This is a genomic window from Corynebacterium sp. HMSC078H07 (assembly GCF_001812805.1).
In the GTDB taxonomy this organism is placed as follows: Bacteria; Actinomycetota; Actinomycetes; order Mycobacteriales; family Mycobacteriaceae; genus Corynebacterium.
In genome coordinates this window covers 1-17079 of the sequence record NZ_KV810518.1, presented here as the reverse complement: position 1 = coordinate 17079, position 17079 = coordinate 1, and the positions used below count along the sequence as shown (strand labels likewise).

Sequence of the window (17079 nt, the reverse complement as noted above, 5' to 3'; positions counted from 1 at the left end):
GCCACTAGGCTACCGCCAGTTAAGATGGACGGCATGCGCATACTCGTAATTGGCTCGGGCGGCCGCGAACACGCCCTGCTCACAGGCCTCAAAGCTGATCCTTTTGTGACCGATCTGCACATCGCTCCGGGCTCCCCGGCGCACGCGCAGCAGGCCACAGTCCACCCGGAATACTCCCAGGTGGATGACCCTGCCCGCATGGTGGAGCTTGCACTCGATATCGCTGCGGACCTCGTCGTCATTGGACCGGAGGTCCCGCTGGTCAACGGTGTGGCTGATGCCTTGCGGGAACGTGGAGTGGCGGTGTTTGGGCCGTCGGCAAGCGCGGCTCAAATCGAGGGGTCCAAGGCCTTCGCCAAGGACGTCATGGCGGCCGCCGGCGTGCGCACCGCCCGCGCGGAACAGCTCGCGCCGGGCGTCGCGGAGGCAGACATCGAAGCGGCCCTCGACCGCTTCGGTCCGCACTTTGTGGTCAAAGATGATGGCCTCGCCGGCGGCAAGGGAGTGGTGGTGACCGAATCCCGCGAGGAGGCCCGCGCACACGTCGACGCCGTCCACGCTGCCGGCAATCCCGTATTGCTGGAATCCTTCCTCGATGGCCCGGAGGTGTCCCTCTTCTGCTTGGTCGACGGTGAAACCGTCGTCCCGCTCCTGCCCGCCCAGGACCACAAGCGCGCCTACGACAACGACGAGGGCCCCAATACCGGCGGCATGGGCGCATACACCCCGCTGCCGTGGCTGCCGGAGGATGGCGTGCAGCGCATCGTCGACGAGGTCTGTGTCCCCGTCGCTCGCGAGATGGTTCGCCGCGGCACCCCGTATTCGGGTTTGCTCTACGCCGGCTTGGCATGGGGCAAGGAGGGCCCGGCCGTTGTCGAGTTCAACGCTCGTTTCGGTGACCCGGAAACTCAAGCGGTGCTGTCCCTTCTGAAGTCTCCGCTCGGAGAGGTCCTGAACGCCACCGCCACCGGTCAGTTGGCGGACCTTGCCCCTCTGGAGTGGGAGGACGGCTACGCCGTGACCGTCGTGCTCGCAGCTGAGGGCTACCCGGCGTCCCCGCGCAAGGGCGATGTCATCACCTCCCCAGACCTTGCGGATCCCGAGAAGATCCTGCATGCGGGCACGGCGACGTCGGAAAGCGGCGTGGTCTCCAACGGCGGACGTGTGCTCAACGTCCTGGGCAAGGGCGCCACACTGGAGGAGGCTCGTGCCAACGCTTACGACGTCATCCGCCGCATCGAGCTGGACGGTAGCTTCTTCCGCACCGACATTGGTGACCGCGCGGCAAAGGGCGAAATTAGTATCTAGTGCCCCGCGGCGTGGAATAATGAGCGACGTGGCTGAAAAGAAGAACATTTCCAACGTCCTGTCCGCTCGATACGCCTCCCCAGACATGGCTGAAATCTGGTCTCCGGAGAACAAGATCATCCTGGAGCGCCAGCTCTGGATTGCGGTGATGAAGGCGCAAAAGGACCTCGGCGTCGACGTGCCCGCCGAGGCCATCGCCGCTTACGAGGCGCAGGTCGATAACGTCAACCTCGCCTCTATCGCGGAGCGCGAGCGCATCACGCGCCACGACGTCAAGGCGCGCATCGAAGAGTTCAACGCCTTGGCTGGATTTGAGCACATCCACAAGGGAATGACCTCGCGTGACCTCACGGAAAACGTCGAGCAGCTGCAGATTCTGCGTTCCCTGGAGCTGGTGCGCGATAAGGCTATTGCGGTGGTCTCGCGCATTGGCGAGCGCGCCGCGCAGTACCAGGCGCTGGTGATGGCTGGCCGCTCGCACAACGTGGCAGCGCAGGCCACAACCTTGGGCAAGCGTTTCGCTTCTGCCGCTGATGAGATGCTGCTCGGCATCGAACGCGTGGAGTCTTTGCTCAGCCGCTACCCGCTGCGCGGCATTAAGGGACCGATGGGCACCTCCCAGGACATGCTGGATCTTATGGGCGGCTCCGAGGACAAGCTTGCTGCACTGGAGACGCGCATTGCGGACCACCTTGGTTTCTCCCGTGTCTTTAACTCGGTGGGCCAGGTCTACCCCCGCTCCCTTGACTTTGACGCTGTCTCCGCGCTGGTGGAGCTCGGCGCTGCGCCGTCCTCCTTGGCCACGACGATTCGCCTCATGGCCGGCAACGAGACGGTGACGGAGGGCTTCAAGGAGGGCCAGGTGGGCTCCTCTGCCATGCCGCACAAGATGAATGCGCGTTCCTGCGAGCGCGTCGGCGGCTTCCAGGTGATTCTGCGCGGCTACCTCACCATGGTGGCGGACTTGTCCGGCCAGCAGTGGAACGAAGGTGACGTCTTTTGCTCGGTGGTGCGCCGCGTTGCGCTTCCCGATGCCTTCTTTGCCCTCGACGGCATGTTTGAAACCTTCCTCACTGTGTTGGCTGAGTTTGGCGCCTTCCCGGCCATGATTGACCGCGAGCTGGAGCGCTACCTGCCCTTCCTCGCCACGACTCGCATCCTCATGGCGGCCGTGCGCGCGGGCGTGGGCCGCGAAACCGCGCACGAGGTTATTAAGGAAAACGCCGTGGCTGTGGCGCTTAACATGCGCGAGAACGGCGGTGAGCAGGACCTGGTGGAGCGCCTCGCTGCGGATGAGCGCCTCCCGCTCGATGCCGCCGCGCTTGCCGACGCCCTCTCCGACAAGCACGCCTTCATCGGCGCCGCCGAGTCCCAAGTGGCCCAGGTGCTTGGCCGTATCAAGGCCCTCGCGGACCAGCACCCGCATGCCGCCTCTTACACCCCGGGCGATATCCTCTAGCTCGGTACGTTTTCGCAGACAGGCCCTCTAAAAAGTCAATTTTGGGGGCACTATTTACGAAAACGTACCTCGCTGGCCCGGTCCATGTACGTTTCGATCAAATAAGGTTGTCCAGATCGAATTTTCTGGCCCTTATTTGATCGAAACGACCATCTAGTCATTTTCTGCTTTATCCGGCGCGTTGTCTGCGCCCGTCGTCGCAGACTCGATGGCGCCGCGGGTTGTGCCCCAGGCCTGCCGGGCGCGGTTGGCTACGGTTTCGCCGGCTTCTAAGGTGCGCTGCTGCGCAACACCAGCGGCTTCGCGGGCGATGTTGGTGCTGGAGGCGGTCAGCTCGCGGGCGATGTTGGTGCTGGAGGCAGTCAGCTCGCGGAACGCCTCGGGTCGGTTGACGGCCTCGAGGTCCTCGGCGCCCTCGACATCGAGGTTCGCGGCGGCGGAAAAGTCACGCAGCTGGGCAAAGAAGCGGTTGACCTCCTGCACGGCGCGGGGAGAGTTCCAGTCGATGGCCTTGCGGAACGTCGAGAAGCTGCCCAGCTCATGCGCTATGCCGGCAATCCCCGACAGGCTTTCCAACAACCGCGCCGCGCGCTTCTCGCGTGCCCTGCCAACAGCCGCGATGTAGTCCTCAGACACGTCGCCCTCCACGGCAGTGACGCGGTTGAGCTGCAGTATGTACATCTGGTTCTGCAGCTGTACCGTGCGGGCCAGCTCATATAGCCAGAAGCGAGCCTCAGAGTTGGTCTTCTGGAAGGTCTCCTTGACCTTGCCGGGCGAGGTTTTGGATTGCGCCATCCGTTCGGCAACTGCGGTGAGGTGCCGCAAAACTCGGCCTTGCAGTTTGGCTAGGTCGGCGTTGAGGTGCTGTACGGAGGCCCACTGCGTATCGGTAACCTTTTCAGTGCCCTCGAGCACGAGAGCGGCTTCGGCAAGCGTCTCCGCCACGCCGTTGAGCTCGCCCGCCAGCGTGTCCTGCTGGAAGCGCAACACTGCATCGAGCTTCGCATCGATGCGCTCTAAGTAAGTCTGCATCTGCGCCATCTGCTTCTCGACGGCCATCTGCTGCATCATCGACGCCAACACCATCGGCGCCGCAGGCGTGAGCAACCCGGCTTTGTCAAACTTCACGTGCTTGAGAAGCACGCCACCGTTGGCAGCCTTCGCCCCGCGAGGGGTGTCCTTCACACGGATGACACCAGCCCGAATATCGCCCGGCTTCATTCCCAAGCGCTTGAGATACGCAGCCGATTCGTCGTCGAGCTTGAGCCACCGACCAGATTCCTTCTGGTACTGCTCAAGGCCCGACAATGCCTGGCCCGCGCGCTGGAGGAGCTGGGGAGTAATGGGAGAGGAGTCAGTACTGTCAGACAAGCGCTCTAGTTCAGCTGCGGGGCCGAGGACGAGGGCACCATCGTCGCTCACGACGACAGCCAGCTCGTCAGAACGAGGGTCCTCTGCCATTAGCCAAGCCCCGGTACACGCAGCACCGGCAGCTCAAAGCCGCCGAAGGCACCGATCGACTTTCCGTTCGAGGCCAGGTAGCCGCCGACCATAATCGCGGTCAGCGCCACCATCACGCCAATGACCGCAGCGCCCGTAGACGAGCTCTTCTCCTGCGTGGTCTCGCCCGGAATAGTCAGCTCCGGAACTTCCTGAATGCCCTCTTCCGCGCCGCGTTCGCGCAGCTCAGAAACGCACTCTTCGAAGGCCTGCGACTGAGCCGCGTTGAAAGCGTCGACGGCTTCTTTCTCCTGCGCCTGGTTTTCCGCCAAGGCGGCGCGAAGCTTAGGGCTGAAATCGCTACCCGTTGACAGCAGGGGCGCCGGGCCCTTCTCAGAGCGGGCGGCTGCTGCGTTGATGGAATACTCGGCGTCCTCAGGCAGCAACACCGACTCGTCTGCAACCAGCGCTTCTGGGGCAGAAGCACCAACCAAGATGATGAGCATGTCTGCGCCGGTGTAGCCGGCCCTGCCCAGCGCCGCCACCGTCGCTGTATAGCCCGGCGCCTTGCTCACATCCCGCGAGGTGTACGCGGAGAAGTCCAGCTTCGGGAACCGTGCCTGAATTTGCTCCGAGGTTTCGCGGATGGTGTTGATGTAGCCTTCGCGGACGTCGCGAGCCAGCTCGCGATCCGACGCCGACGCCGACATCGAGCACAGCCACTGGCCGTGCGCGGACTCGCGCACGGAGACGTCGGCTGCGTGCGCAGCGGGCACAGACAGGGCGCCGCACACCAGCGCAGCAGAGGTCACAAGAGAGGTCACGCGAGTGCGCATGGTGGTCAAACTCCTCGGAATAGGGACGTATCTTGATGCAGTGTAGACGGGGCTAGGATGGTTGTCATGCGTCCTGAACTTTCTTCCTACACCCACATCGCCTCCGGCAAGGTGCGCGATATCTATGACATCGACGACAACACCCTGCTCATGGTGGCCTCCGACCGCATCTCCGCCTATGACCATGCGCTGGAACCGGCTATTCCGGACAAGGGGCGCGTGCTCACGGCGACCTCGATGTTCTTCTTCGACGCCATTGATTTCCCCAACCACCTCGCCGGCCCGCTCGATGATGAGCGCATCCCCGAAGAGGTCCTCGGCCGCGCCATGGTGGTGAAGAAGCTCGACATGTTGCCCTTCGAGTGCGTCGCCCGCGGTTATCTCACCGGTTCTGGACTCAAGGAGTACAAGGCATCCGGCAGCGTATGCGGCGTTGAGTTGCCCGAGGGGCTCACCGAGGCTTCCCGCCTGCCCGAGCCCATCTTCACCCCGGCCACCAAGGCGGAGCAGGGCGATCACGATGAGAACGTGTCCTTCGACGTCGTCGTGGACAAGCTCGGCCGCGAACGCGCCGAGGAGCTGCGTGAGGCGACCCTACGTATCTATGCCACAGCAGCCGCGTTGGCGGAGGAGAAGGGCATTATTTTGGCGGATACGAAGTTCGAGTTTGGTGTCGATAAGCACGGCACTCTGGTGTTGGCCGATGAGGTCCTCACCCCGGATTCCTCGCGCTACTGGCCGGCCGATACCTATGAGGAAAGCAAGGTCCAGCCTTCCTTTGACAAGCAGTACGTGCGCGATTGGCTCACCAACTCCGGCTGGGACAAGGAGTCCACGCCGCCGCGCCTGCCCGAGGACGTTGTCCAGGCCACCCGCGCGCGCTACGTTGAGGCCTTTGAGCGCCTGTCCGGAACCACTTTTTAAGGAGGCTGAATGAACGCACCGATTGCTGCCAAGCGCCCTATCACGCGAGAGTTTCACGGCCGCAGCTTCGTCGATGATTACGAGTGGCTGCGCGAGAAAGACGCTCCGGAGACCCGCGAGTACCTTGAGGCCGAAAACGCTTATACCCAAGAGCGCACCGCACACCTGGACACCTTGACGGAGAACATCTTTACTGAGGTCAAGTCCCGCATCAAGCAAACGGACATGTCCGTGCCCCAGCGCCGTGGCAAGTACTGGTACTACGGCCGCACCGAGGAGGGCAAGGAGTACGGCTACAGCTGCCGCATCCCGGTCTCGGAAGGCTCCGATCCGTGGACTCCGCCGACCATCCCGGAGGAAGGCGCTCCCGACGGGGAGCAGGTGCTTCTCGACGTCAACGCGCTCGCCGACGGCCACGACTTCTTCGCCCTGGGTGCGTCCACGGTGAGCGATTCTGGTGACCTGCTGGCTTATTCGGTCGATGTGGCCGGCGATGAGCGCTTTGAGCTCTTCATCAAGGACCTGCGTACTGGCTCACTGCTGGAGGATCGTCTGGAGGGCATCTTCTACGGCGCGACGTGGGTAGGGGAGGAGTTCATCTTCTACACCACCGTGGATGACGCATGGCGCCCGGATACGGTGTGGCGCCACCGCGTGGGCACCCCGCAGTCGGAGGATGTCGTGGTCATGCGCGAGGAGGACTCGCGTTTCGGCATCGGCGTGGGCACGACCCGCAGCGAGAAGTACATCATGATTGTCTCCGGCTCGAAGACGACGAACGAGGCGTGGGTGCTCGAGCAGTCCACCCCAGAGGGCGAGTTCCGCTGCCTGTGGGAGCGCGAGACCGGCGTGGACTACGACGTCGATCATGCCGTGGTGGGCGGCACCGATTATTGGGTCGTCACCCACAACGCCACGGGTCCCAACTTTGCCTTGGGGTATTGCGCGGTTGCTGATGAGCTTCCAACCCTGCGCGATCTCACCGTCCTCATGCCGCACGATGACTCCGTGCGCATCGAGGGCGTGGATTGCTACCGCGACCAGATCGTCGTGGGCTATCGCCGCGGCGGTATCGGCCGTGCGGCGGTGATGGACGTGCGGGAGGGGTGGACGCCCTTAAGCGAGCTCAACTTCAATGAGGAGCTCTACACCGTTGGCGTGGCCGGCAACCCGGAATGGGATGCGCCGGTGCTGCGCGTGAGCTATACGTCCTTCATTCAGCCCGCGCAGCTCTTTGATTACCGCGTAGCCACCGGCGAGTACACGCTGCTCAAGGAGCAAGAAGTCCCGGGCGGCTACGACAAGGACGAATACGTGGCCTACCGCGTCTGGTCGGAGGCGCCCGATGGGACGAAGATTCCAGTGTCCATCGTGCACCGCGCGGATCTGGACCGCACGCAGCCGAACCCGACGTTGCTCTATGGCTACGGGTCTTATGAGGCGAATATGGACCCGTATTTCTCGGTGTTCCGTTTGTCGCTCATGGACCGCGACATGATTTTTGCCATGGCGCACGTGCGCGGTGGTGGCGAGATGGGCCGTAACTGGTACGACGACGGCAAGATGCTGGCGAAGAAAAACACGTTTACGGACTTCATCGCGGTGGCTGATGACCTTATCGCGCGCAACGTGACGACGCCTTCGCAGCTGGTGGCGGAAGGCGGTTCCGCCGGTGGCTTGCTCATGGGTGCGGTGGCGAACATGGCGCCGGATAGGTTCAAGGCTATCCAGGCCAACGTGCCCTTTGTGGACCCGCTGACCTCGATTCTTATGCCGGAGCTGCCGCTCACGGTGGTGGAGTGGGAAGAGTGGGGCGACCCCTTCCACGACCCTGAGGTTTACGACTACATGGCCTCCTACTCGCCGTACGAGAACATTCAGGCGCAGGACTACCCAAATATTCTCGCGCTGACTTCGCTTAACGACACCCGCGTGCTCTACGTGGAGCCGGCGAAGTGGGTAGCCAAGCTTCGCGACGTCGCCACCGGCGGCGAGTTCCTCCTCAAAACTGAGATGGCAGCCGGCCACGGTGGCGTGTCAGGCCGCTATGCCAAGTGGAAGCAGAACGCGTTTGAGTATGCATGGCTCATTAACCAAGCGACGGGGGCGGAGGCTTAAGCGTCACCCCCGCTCGGCGCGCGGCGGCGCGGTGGCTGTGCGATAATTTTCCTTATGCATGGCCACCTTTTGGTTTCGATTTCCAGTATTTTTGATGACACCCGAAGCCAGGCCTCCAGTCTGCTCAAGCAGCTCGATAAAGCCACAATTCCTGTTTCGTTGCTTGTGGCGCCGCACATTGACGGCAACTGGCACCTGGCTAAGGATTCGGCGACACAGTCGTGGTTGCGGGAGCAAGCTGAATCGGGCCGAGTGCTCATTCTCAACGGCTTCGACCAAGCAGTTCAGGGCCGCCGCGCGGAGTTTGCCAACCTGGATGCGCACGAGGCACGCCTGCGCCTGAAGGGGGCGACGCGGCAGATGGCAAAGATCGGCTTCGAGCCCACTATCTTTGCGCCGCCGCGCTGGCGCATGTCGGAAGGCACGCTCACCGTCCTTCCCGAGTTTGACTTCGACTTCGCCGCCTCCACCCGAGGTATCCATGATTTGCGCTCCGGCGAGCTCCACCAAGCCCGCAACCTGTCCTTTGGTGAGGGGTTTGGTTCGGCGAAGTGGTGGCGCCGCAACATCATCCGCGCTGCAGAACGCTCCGCCGAGCGCGGCAATACCGTGCGCCTTTCCATTTCGGGACGCAATCTTGATGACCGCAAGGTTGTCTCTGATTTCCTCAAGGCTGCTGAGCGCGCTGCCGCCGCAGGCGCTCGTCCTGCTGATTATTCCGTCTTTACGCACGCCGAATAGTTTGTGCGTTGCCAGAGGGTTAGGCCTGTGGAAGTGGTGTGTTTGTTCTTTCTAAATCGAGGATAGTGTCCGGGGCGGTGTTGGGGTCCGACTCGAGGTTGGTGTCAGTTCATTAGGCTGCTTCTTCGGCGGTCTTCGTGCTACTAGCATTGAAGGTGTTGGCGGCTATGAGGTTTCGGGTTTGTTCCAAGCTTGCCAGCGACATCTAGCGCTTTTGCTGGATCCAATCATTCTGCTGTTCAGCTAGCACAGAATCGATCAGGCGGATTACAGAACTGCGGTTAAGGGAGATTCCTACAACGTCGGTGCGCCGCCGGATTTCCCGATTCAGTCGTTTTGTCGGATTTTTAGACTACACCTCAAAGCGCTGAAGGAAGTCATCGATGCTAACCCCTCCCCGAGATTAAGCGAGAGCTCGCTGAACGGTTTGGGCTGATCCTTTCAGCGATCCGTTGCATTGACTCTGAGTGTGTCCGCCCAGTGAGTGTGATTGTCCTGCAGGCTCGTGAGCGACTTTTTCAAAATGTAGCGAAGAAATTCTTGGACATCGGAGCCGGCAGCAAGCCGTGTCCTTTCCGTAATGAGTGCATCTCTTCCGTTACTTTCAGTGCCCGATAGGCAAACGTCTTGCTGATGGTGAACGAAGCTACCAATGTCAGTCAGGCTGGGAGGGGTGATTCCCAGCTTTCAAGCTGAGCGATGACGGTGGGAGCGTTGCGCACAAGAGTGGTTTTCCACGACAGGTTACCCTCTTTTTGAAGCCTTCCAATCAGGGTGATGGGATGAACCCCTAGGTGGTCGGCTTGTTCTTTAATCCAGGATGAGTGCACACGATCAGCAACCGCCGGTAAAGGGCTAGAGATCACGAGTTCGCTGGCCAGCTGGTCTGCCTGGGCTTCATTATCGGCACTGTCATCTGATAGGTCATCGAGGATGACCTCGCCATTGTCGACCAGGTGACCCAATAATATATGGGCTGTCTCATGCAGGATGGTAAATAGTATCTTATCGAGCCGTTTCCCTCGTCCCGATATGCCAATTACGGGGTGCCCGTCGACCATCATGGCGCAGCCGTCGAGTTTTCCTCCCGGAAAAGCCTCCACATAAACAAGTTTCACCCCTGCCTCGGCGAACAGAGTCTGGAACTCAGCAAAAGCCTGCGGGTCACATGCTCTACTCGACAGTGTCCGGGCGAGGTCTTCTAGTGCCTTTCGGGAGTAGGGGGCAGCCTCGAGAACGCTGGCAGTTGCTCTAACGCAAGCTGCCCACGCTTCCTGCAGAACAGTGACCTTTTCCTCGCAGTTACTACGTCGGGCGGCGAAGCTTATCCCCAAGGGATCTTCAAAGGATTTCTTGCCAAACAAGTTCAGCACCTCGCATGCCTGACTTTGTACGTCGGTGGCGGTGATGTATCCCCGCTTGACGAGCAGAGAGACGGGGGCTAGCTCTCGTAACTGTGCGCGGATTTTCACGACGTTGAGGTTGTTCTGCGTCCGGTCGTCCTGAGACTGCTTCCATAACAGGTAGGAGTCCTGGAGGTTAAGCCAGAATTCCGCGGAGGTGCCCAGGGCGGCACCGATCTGGGCTGCGGATTCGCGCGTGATCTCCTTTTTTCCGGAAATAATCTCCGAGACAAACTGTGCCGGACGACCGAGCACCTCGGCAAAGTCGGCCTGGGTCCATCCGCGTGTTTCTAGCTCGTCAGCGAGGATCTCCCCGGCCGGGAATAGCTCCGCCGCAATTGGAGCATTCATGAGTTCACCTTCTCTCAGTGGTAATCCACCATTTCAATAACGATGACCACGCGGCCGTCGCTGTTGGTTGCGAATTTGAGGATGAGCCGAAACTGCTTGTTCAAGCGGATCGAAGAGGTCCCGGCTCGGTCGCCTTTCAGTTGTTCCAGATGCAACGACCGCATGGCCCGCAGGTCGCGTTCATCCACGGCTCCCTTCAGGATCTGGATTTTCTTGCGGTATGCCTTGATGATGTCCGAACCCCATCGTTTGGGGATGTAGGAGGCATCCTCGGCCACTCGTTGAAGTTCGTCGTCCTCGAAGAGGATGCGCACCAAGTCCACCTCGTCCAGTTCACTAGTGCCGCGCCCAAATGACGTGACCCTTCCCTCTCTACTTATCTAAGGCTCATCACCTTTCGTGTGAAGTATAATATCTTAGATGTGCTGGTTCCGCAAGATGGAACCAGGTGCGAAAGAGGGGTACACCCTATTGTTGCGCCGGTGTGCGGCAGAATGTTTCCTGCAAAATAGGGCCGTTACTAGCATTGTTTTAGACGTATCTAGCGGGGTCTAGGCCTTATGTTTACAGAAAGTGGTGAGTGTGGTGTTGCCGTCGGATGATTTCCATATTGAAAGTCATATTGACGAAGTGCCCGCGTTGACGCGAGTGAAAGATCTGCATGGTGGGTTGTCGTCGGGGCAGCAGGCGTTGGGTAGGATTGTGCACTCCTTGCTTGCTGACGCTGATGGTCTCGACGGGGCACAGTTGTCTGACTTGGCGCGGGTGGTTGAATCGTATCGTGATGCGGTCATAGAACAAGAGACTGTTTCCTTTAGCTCTCCGCGGGGCGAAGACTAATGGCCAATGACTCTGGTTCGCATGGGCAGCGGGTGGGCTACATCCGTGTTTCGGGTGGGCTATATCCGTGTTTCCATGGTGGAGCAGAATAATCAGCGCCAGAAAGAACTACTCAATGCTTCCGGCAGGATCGTCCGGTTCTTTGAAGATAAGATTTCCGGCCGCACCAAGACTGTACGCCCAGGGCTAGGGGAGTGCATGGCCTATATGCGCGACGGTGACGAACTCGTCGTGTCGTCGATTGGTCGCCTCGCCCGATCTCTGACGGATCTTCGCGGCATTGTTGATGAACTTACCGGCAAAGGTGTGACTGTTACTTTCCTGCATGGGAATCTCGCGTTTGCGAAAGACACCACGGATCCGCGTGCAGATTTAATGCTAGGCATTCTCGGTAGCTTCGCGGAGTTTGAGCGTGCCATTATCCGGGAGCGCCAGGCGGAGGGGATTGAGTTGGCGAAAAAGGCAGGCAAGTACAAAGGCCACAAGCCTGCTCTTAGTCCGCAGCAGGTAGCGAAGATTAAGCGGCGCACACTGGCGGGGGAGTCGAAAGCAGCCTTGGCGCGGGAATTCGGGGTTACTCGTCCTAAGGTGTATCGGGCGTTGAAAAACGCCTAAAGCGGCCCAGCTGTGAGGGTAAATCAGCGTGCCCATCAGTTCTGGCATATGTCTTGCCATATGTCGGGACACATGTTTAGGCATATGTTATAGCGTATGTTCCGCCATATGCTAAAGCATATGTTCAGTGATGTGTAGAGCCACCTGCGCAATTATAGGCTACCCAAGAACTGCCAGAGTTCCTCTACAGTACAGAAGGAAGAGAGCAGTAGGAGCACTTCCCTTACACCCCAACGGATATGCAATGTCGAAATCTAGGCCACCATGGGAATTTAGCACTCTCCCTCTGCTCCTTCAAGGAGACCACCGCACACCTTCCAGCCCGGCACAGCTGCTAATGGGTAAACACTCATTGGATATAGGCAGCTCCCATCTACTACCCACACGACGAAAACCGGAGGACACGTCACCCTTTCAAGTCTGTGATCTCCGGTCGTCGCAGTCCGGGAACCGTTCGATACGAAGTCAAGTGGCTGTCGATTCGCAACTTCTTGCGATGCCTGCCTACAAAGCGGAATAAGTCACAAATGCCCACGATTAATTCCCGGTTAATTCTTTGTAAACACTTATCCTCATTCTATCCCCATTCATTGACCGGCAGTCTTGGCATAAATAGTCTGACCGATACAACCTAGCTCAGGAGGGTAGGCGACATGAACATCGGTACACTGCGGGCCATGGTCGACGAAACCGGCCTTGCAATGAAGAGTGAGGAACGGAAGGAGAGCGCCTTCAGTCAGAAACACTGCGGTGCCAAGGACATCAGCACCATCACTTGGTCTTACTGTGGAAACTAGCGCCCAGTAAAGCAATGTATCCGATTGTACTAGCGAGAGGGCTCCTCTCCCGCCAATCTACTTTAGAGGGTAGCTCATGATTATGGAAATCGCCAGACGCTTTCGCCGTTGGGGAGTTACGAGCCAGATTGTTTGGTGTCTTGCGTTTTCAAGCGCCTTCGCAGGATCCTCTGTAGTACAGCCCGCCCTACTTGCGAAGCTAATTGACGGCTCTAACAACGTTGGGGAGAGTCTCGAAGAGCAAGCACTAGCCCTGTTACTGGTAGTAGTTCTTGCAACCACTTTCAATGCGCTATTGATTCGACAAGAAGGGCGCTTGATTGCCAAAATAAGAGGAGCTCTTCAAAAAGACCTAATCTCAACGGTCGACGCAAACCAGTTTGAGCTGAACCACGGCAGAGGACTACAAGTTGTCGTTGGCGATACTGATACAGTTGCACACTACATCGTAGGACTGATAAGCAAGATACTCCCTGGGGTGGGAATGTTCATTTTCGCCTTCATCGCCCTTTTGCGTATTGATACAATATTGACGCTCTTAGTGCTAGCGATGGGAGTTTCCCTTTCAGTATTGAGTGTGCCATTTCTAAAACGCATGGCTCGGGCGGAACAGGCAAACCTCCGCTCTCGAGATGAACTAAGCGACACCCTATTGATATACTTCTCGGTCGCCAAGGTAGCAACACTGAATGGGCGTCTTGAATACCTAAAAAGGGTCGTAACAAACAGCTTTGCTAATTTACAGCAAGCAACCTACCGGTCAGCCACTATACAAGCTCAGTTTGCACCATTTAATGGTTCTATAGTACCCATCCTGGCCGTCACAACTTTGGGCGTAGCGTCATGGCGAGTACGGGTAGGAGCCATGGATCCTTCGGAACTCATCGAGTTTCTAATGTACATGTTCATATTAATGGCACCACTGCTTCGGGCTTTATCTTTGGCCAGCCAACGGGCAAAGGCACACACTGCGTGGCGTGAAATTTCCACTCTAAACGATATTGAGAATCCTCGACAGGCCCTGCCGGAACGAGTCTTAAAAGTCCTGGATAGAAACCAGCAAAAGCTGCTGGATTCAACTGGCATCACGATAATCTTGGGCCCTAGCGGCATCGGAAAGACTACGCTCCTGCACGACGTTGCAGCCACGGTCGGGCCCACCGACACTGCCTTTGTAAGTCAAGAACCGAAGCTACTTCCACATACTCTTGAAGATACCTTACAGCTATATGGAACTGGACCAGACTCCGAGCGATTCATGAACAACTTGAGGTTTCTGCGAATGCCCGATTGCACGTTGGCGACCACTATCGCCCGCATGTCCGGAGGCGAGAGACAAAGAGTCGCTATTGCTGCTGCGCTCTCATCTAACAAAGGAACGCTAATCCTGGATGAACCAACTTCTTCTCTTGGCACGGACGATCAACGAGATCTCGCAAAGCTACTACGCAACTACGTCAACAATGGTGCGAGGGTAATTCTGTCCACGCACAACTCCGACTTCGTTGAATTTATGCTGCCGGCTAGCATATTGGAGCTTGAGGAAAATGTTTAACTTCGAAGGAGCTCTCCTTCGCTCGCGAAGATTTTACGCACTCCCAACTCTGGAGGACGCCACAGAGGATTTCTTGATGGGAGATCGGTTAAAGAGAATCAGTGGCATGGCATTCTTGATAAATTTCATTCCTACAGTGAAGGACCGGTAAATGTTTGAGGTTATTGACGCTGGATTTCAATTCACGGTGCAGAACAGGAAGGATTGGCTATTCCGGAATGTGAACTTCTCGATTGCGAATGGCGAAGTGGTAGCCCTCATGGGGCCGTCTGGGTCAGGCAAGACCACTCTGCTTAATGGACTCGCTGGTATTGGGCGGTTATCCGAAGGTAAGAGCGTGCTTGATGGAATCCAGATATCGGGCCTGCCAAAACGAAAGGTGCGCAAACATCTAAGGGATTCTGTATCAATAGTTTTCCAAGACCACCTATTGATTCCGGGATTAAACCTGCTTGAGAACGCGGAGTTGTCTTGGGCCTTGTCGGGTAAGCCGAAGGGGATCTCCCCCAAAACAGTTTTAGACAGCTTGGCTATTGGAACCGAAAGGAACTCTCTGCCTGAAGAAGTCTCAGGTGGACAAGCACAGCGGGCAGCAATCGCGCGGGCCTTGGCTAGTGGCCCAAAGTTGTTATTCGCCGATGAGCCGACAGGAAGCTTGGACGAAAAGAACGCACATCGGGCTTTTGGTGAAATCAAAAATTGGTGCGGTTCACAGGGTGGACACGGTCTAATCGTTACCCATGATCCAGGCATTGCAAAGCTATGTGATCGTATTGTTCGTTTGGACGGCGGGACAATCAATGGATAATCCCAATCGCGATCAATCAATCTCGCTTAAAGTTACAAAATCGTATTTTCGAGCGTCGTTAGGTCCCAATGTTGCAGCTGCGGTAGCTATCGGTTTTTCAATCGGCGTACTTGCAGCTGTTCTTAATACCCGAGCCGCGACTGAAGGTACAGCAGTGGGTGAGGCTGTCACGGTGAATGTAGCGACAAATGTTGCTATCTCTTGGACGATTGCCTCGATTTTCTGCATTCCGCAGATAGTGAGTAGAGCGTTTACCAAACTTGACTATTTCATCGGTTGTCTACAAATTGTGGGATGGCCGGCTCGACGGTACCTTGTCATGCTCATCGCACAGCTCCTATTCATCGAAGTCTTGGCTATCTTACTGTCTTATCCTGTAGCTGTACTCTTTCAGCGGTTAGTGATGCTGATTTCCCGTCGGGACTCTGACGATTTGTTGTACCCTGGTCAGCTTTTTGAGCCGATATCGCTGAATTCAAGTTTGATGGCTACGCTGATAATCACTGTTAGCGTTTTCATTGTCGGCATTATCACGTTCATTGGTTACGCCTTGAAGCAGAAGACTCAGGCATCGGGAGCGAAGCCTGTACGTGTTTCAGTTGACGGGCTCAATAGGCTGCGGTGGGGAGACTTGGCCGCTGTACTGCCCGTCGTCTTTCTTGTAATAGCGGCACAGGCTGGTGCTCAAGCAGGACTTTTTGTCATTCTAGCTATGGTATCTGCCTTGTTTTGGCTATGTAGTCGTTTTATTCTGCACATCGTCAGAGCGATAGAGAAGGCTACAACCCGATTGGCTGGTGTCATTCCCGGGATAGCTGTACTGGGCGCACTCTCTGCAGAGCTTCATAATATGACGAAGTCTATCGTCTTGCCGTTGTCCTACGTGCTGGGCATTCCAGCTATTGTTCTTTCAGTTTCACACACAGAGGCTGACGCATTGAATCAAGTGGGTGGGGGAATCCAGAACTGGGATTTTCTTGTCATGCTTGGTTTGCCCCTGTTCTTTGTAGGAATATTGTCGATTGCATCATTTCTAATGGCTGTAGATCAGGTCACGATTACAACTGAGCGACTTAATAAAGTTGGGTTTCCTGTCTCGGTGATCTATCTTGTCAGATTCGCAGGTTTACCATTTCTGTTTATGTGTGTCAGCCTCGGGATTGCAGTTATATTCGCACTGGTCAGTTCGATCATTCATGTGATAGTTCTTGGTTCGTCGATAAAATTTGCAATCGCCGGGCTGTCAATGATGGTCTCGCTATCATTAGCTGGGGCACTCTATTTTTCTTTCATCTTGTTCGGGCTCTTCTACTCCCTTTGGAAGTACCTTCACCACAAGTACATCGCTGACCACCGTTCGAGGAACTAAGTGAAGCATGTTTCTCTTCGGATGGTCGTCTGCAAGTGGCTAGAGAATGCAACCACTTCTTCATTCAGCCGCTGCATCAGACACTCTCTTCTTCCGATGACTTTGCGTGTTACCGGACCAACTTTGCAGGCTTCGCGATATAAGTAGTCGCTTGTCCACAGTCCACGGGTGGAGTCCATTCCAGATGGAATGTGCTCGTAGCCAGTGACATAGGCCCCACGCTTATGCGAAACGGGCTCTTCCGGTTTTGGAGCGCGTAGTGAGGTGAAGTTGGCCACGACGAGTTCAGCGGGTCATGTCACGGGCCTGACCCCCGGAAATTAGACATGTCGGGGGTTAGCTATGCTGCTGGGGTCAGTGTAGCTGAGAATTGAGCGCTTCGAAGTCATCGGGGGCTAGAAGGTTGCACCAGGAGTGCCGTCTGCGGGTGTTGTAGCGCATGCACCATCGAAAGAAAGACTTCTTGGCGACAGCGCGTTAACATGTTAGGACCACGGATTTAGTAACGCCGTGGT

13 protein-coding genes and 1 pseudogene are annotated in these 17079 nt (G+C 57.4%); 9 read left to right on the top strand and 5 right to left on the bottom strand.

The window, feature by feature from the left end:
* Positions 1 to 33 precede the first annotated feature (33 nt).
* Together purD and purB are read left to right on the top strand one after the other, a co-directional pair.
* Entirely contained in the window at positions 34 to 1308 is a 1275-nt protein-coding gene (gene purD / locus HMPREF2875_RS11930; RefSeq protein WP_070673462.1) for a phosphoribosylamine--glycine ligase, read from the top strand.
* A 19-nt stretch (positions 1309 to 1327) separates the two neighbouring features.
* Positions 1328 to 2767, top strand: a complete 1440-nt coding sequence (gene purB, locus HMPREF2875_RS11925) for an adenylosuccinate lyase (protein ID WP_070673442.1) — start codon at positions 1328 to 1330, stop codon at positions 2765 to 2767.
* A gap of 153 nt (positions 2768 to 2920) precedes the next feature.
* Here purB and HMPREF2875_RS11920 read toward each other — a convergent pair whose 3' ends face one another.
* A complete protein-coding gene (locus HMPREF2875_RS11920) occupies positions 2921 to 4228 on the bottom strand; it encodes a hypothetical protein (RefSeq protein WP_070673441.1) in 1308 nt (435 codons plus the stop codon).
* Positions 4228 to 5043, bottom strand: coding sequence for a serine/threonine protein kinase (locus tag HMPREF2875_RS11915; RefSeq protein WP_070673440.1), 816 nt, complete (start codon positions 5041 to 5043; stop codon positions 4228 to 4230). Before HMPREF2875_RS11915 ends, HMPREF2875_RS11920 begins: the two co-directional genes overlap by 1 nt.
* 66 nt (positions 5044 to 5109) lie before the next feature.
* Here HMPREF2875_RS11915 and HMPREF2875_RS13580 point away from each other — a divergent pair, with 66 nt between their 5' ends.
* The 3 genes from HMPREF2875_RS13580 to HMPREF2875_RS11900 are packed head-to-tail and all read left to right on the top strand — an operon-like array spanning position 5110 to position 8826.
* Positions 5110 to 5967, top strand: a complete 858-nt coding sequence (locus tag HMPREF2875_RS13580) for a phosphoribosylaminoimidazolesuccinocarboxamide synthase (RefSeq protein ID WP_070673439.1) — start codon at positions 5110 to 5112, stop codon at positions 5965 to 5967.
* Positions 5968 to 5976: 9 nt separating this feature from the next.
* The gene (locus tag HMPREF2875_RS11905; RefSeq protein ID WP_070673438.1) at positions 5977 to 8085 is read left to right on the top strand and encodes a S9 family peptidase; all 2109 of its coding nucleotides are present in this window, start codon (positions 5977 to 5979) and stop codon (positions 8083 to 8085) included.
* A 54-nt stretch (positions 8086 to 8139) separates the two neighbouring features.
* Complete coding sequence (locus HMPREF2875_RS11900; protein ID WP_070673437.1) at positions 8140 to 8826, top strand: DUF2334 domain-containing protein; 687 nt, start codon at positions 8140 to 8142, stop codon at positions 8824 to 8826.
* 208 nt (positions 8827 to 9034) lie between these two features.
* Here HMPREF2875_RS11900 and HMPREF2875_RS14205 read toward each other — a convergent pair.
* The 3 genes and pseudogenes from HMPREF2875_RS14205 to HMPREF2875_RS11890 form a co-directional block, all read right to left on the bottom strand.
* Positions 9035 to 9178: pseudogene (locus tag HMPREF2875_RS14205) on the bottom strand (transposase); the annotation flags it as partial.
* A 307-nt stretch (positions 9179 to 9485) separates the two neighbouring features.
* Positions 9486 to 10580, bottom strand: coding sequence for a HigA family addiction module antitoxin (locus HMPREF2875_RS11895; RefSeq protein ID WP_070673436.1), 1095 nt, complete (start codon positions 10578 to 10580; stop codon positions 9486 to 9488).
* 14 nt (positions 10581 to 10594) lie between these two features.
* Positions 10595 to 10894 (bottom strand): type II toxin-antitoxin system RelE/ParE family toxin, encoded by a 300-nt coding sequence (locus HMPREF2875_RS11890; protein WP_023025236.1) that lies wholly within the window; start codon positions 10892 to 10894, stop codon positions 10595 to 10597.
* A 532-nt stretch (positions 10895 to 11426) separates the two neighbouring features.
* Here HMPREF2875_RS11890 and HMPREF2875_RS11880 point away from each other — a divergent pair.
* The 4 genes from HMPREF2875_RS11880 (at position 11427) to HMPREF2875_RS11865 (ending at position 16564) form a co-directional block, all read left to right on the top strand.
* The gene (locus HMPREF2875_RS11880; RefSeq protein ID WP_246817112.1) at positions 11427 to 12035 is read left to right on the top strand and encodes a recombinase family protein; all 609 of its coding nucleotides are present in this window, start codon (positions 11427 to 11429) and stop codon (positions 12033 to 12035) included.
* 873 nt (positions 12036 to 12908) lie between these two features.
* Positions 12909 to 14387 (top strand): ABC transporter ATP-binding protein, encoded by a 1479-nt coding sequence (locus HMPREF2875_RS11875; RefSeq protein ID WP_070673435.1) that lies wholly within the window; start codon positions 12909 to 12911, stop codon positions 14385 to 14387.
* A gap of 151 nt (positions 14388 to 14538) precedes the next feature.
* Complete coding sequence (locus HMPREF2875_RS11870; protein ID WP_070673433.1) at positions 14539 to 15195, top strand: ABC transporter ATP-binding protein; 657 nt, start codon at positions 14539 to 14541, stop codon at positions 15193 to 15195.
* Entirely contained in the window at positions 15128 to 16564 is a 1437-nt protein-coding gene (locus tag HMPREF2875_RS11865) for a hypothetical protein (protein ID WP_141754630.1), read from the top strand. The genes HMPREF2875_RS11870 and HMPREF2875_RS11865 overlap by 68 nt, the downstream gene beginning before the upstream one ends.
* The last annotated feature ends 515 nt before the right edge of the window (positions 16565 to 17079 follow it).

What these genes read in the sequence shown, in the direction of transcription:
- purD (WP_070673462.1), top strand. Translation starts at nt 34, where the DNA reads ATGCGCATACTCGTAATTGGCTCGGGCGGCCGCGAACACGCCCTGCTC.
- HMPREF2875_RS11865 (WP_141754630.1), top strand. Translation starts at nt 15,128, where the DNA reads ATGATCCAGGCATTGCAAAGCTATGTGATCGTATTGTTCGTTTGGACG.
- HMPREF2875_RS11880 (WP_246817112.1), top strand. Translation starts at nt 11,427, where the DNA reads ATGACTCTGGTTCGCATGGGCAGCGGGTGGGCTACATCCGTGTTTCGG.
- HMPREF2875_RS11920 (WP_070673441.1), bottom strand. Translation starts at nt 4,228, where the DNA reads ATGGCAGAGGACCCTCGTTCTGACGAGCTGGCTGTCGTCGTGAGCGAC.
- HMPREF2875_RS11870 (WP_070673433.1), top strand. Translation starts at nt 14,539, where the DNA reads ATGTTTGAGGTTATTGACGCTGGATTTCAATTCACGGTGCAGAACAGG.
- HMPREF2875_RS11900 (WP_070673437.1), top strand. Translation starts at nt 8,140, where the DNA reads ATGCATGGCCACCTTTTGGTTTCGATTTCCAGTATTTTTGATGACACC.
- purB (WP_070673442.1), top strand. Translation starts at nt 1,328, where the DNA reads ATGAGCGACGTGGCTGAAAAGAAGAACATTTCCAACGTCCTGTCCGCT.
- HMPREF2875_RS11875 (WP_070673435.1), top strand. Translation starts at nt 12,909, where the DNA reads ATGATTATGGAAATCGCCAGACGCTTTCGCCGTTGGGGAGTTACGAGC.
- HMPREF2875_RS11915 (WP_070673440.1), bottom strand. Translation starts at nt 5,043, where the DNA reads ATGCGCACTCGCGTGACCTCTCTTGTGACCTCTGCTGCGCTGGTGTGC.
- HMPREF2875_RS11895 (WP_070673436.1), bottom strand. Translation starts at nt 10,580, where the DNA reads ATGAATGCTCCAATTGCGGCGGAGCTATTCCCGGCCGGGGAGATCCTC.
- HMPREF2875_RS11905 (WP_070673438.1), top strand. Translation starts at nt 5,977, where the DNA reads ATGAACGCACCGATTGCTGCCAAGCGCCCTATCACGCGAGAGTTTCAC.
- HMPREF2875_RS13580 (WP_070673439.1), top strand. Translation starts at nt 5,110, where the DNA reads ATGCGTCCTGAACTTTCTTCCTACACCCACATCGCCTCCGGCAAGGTG.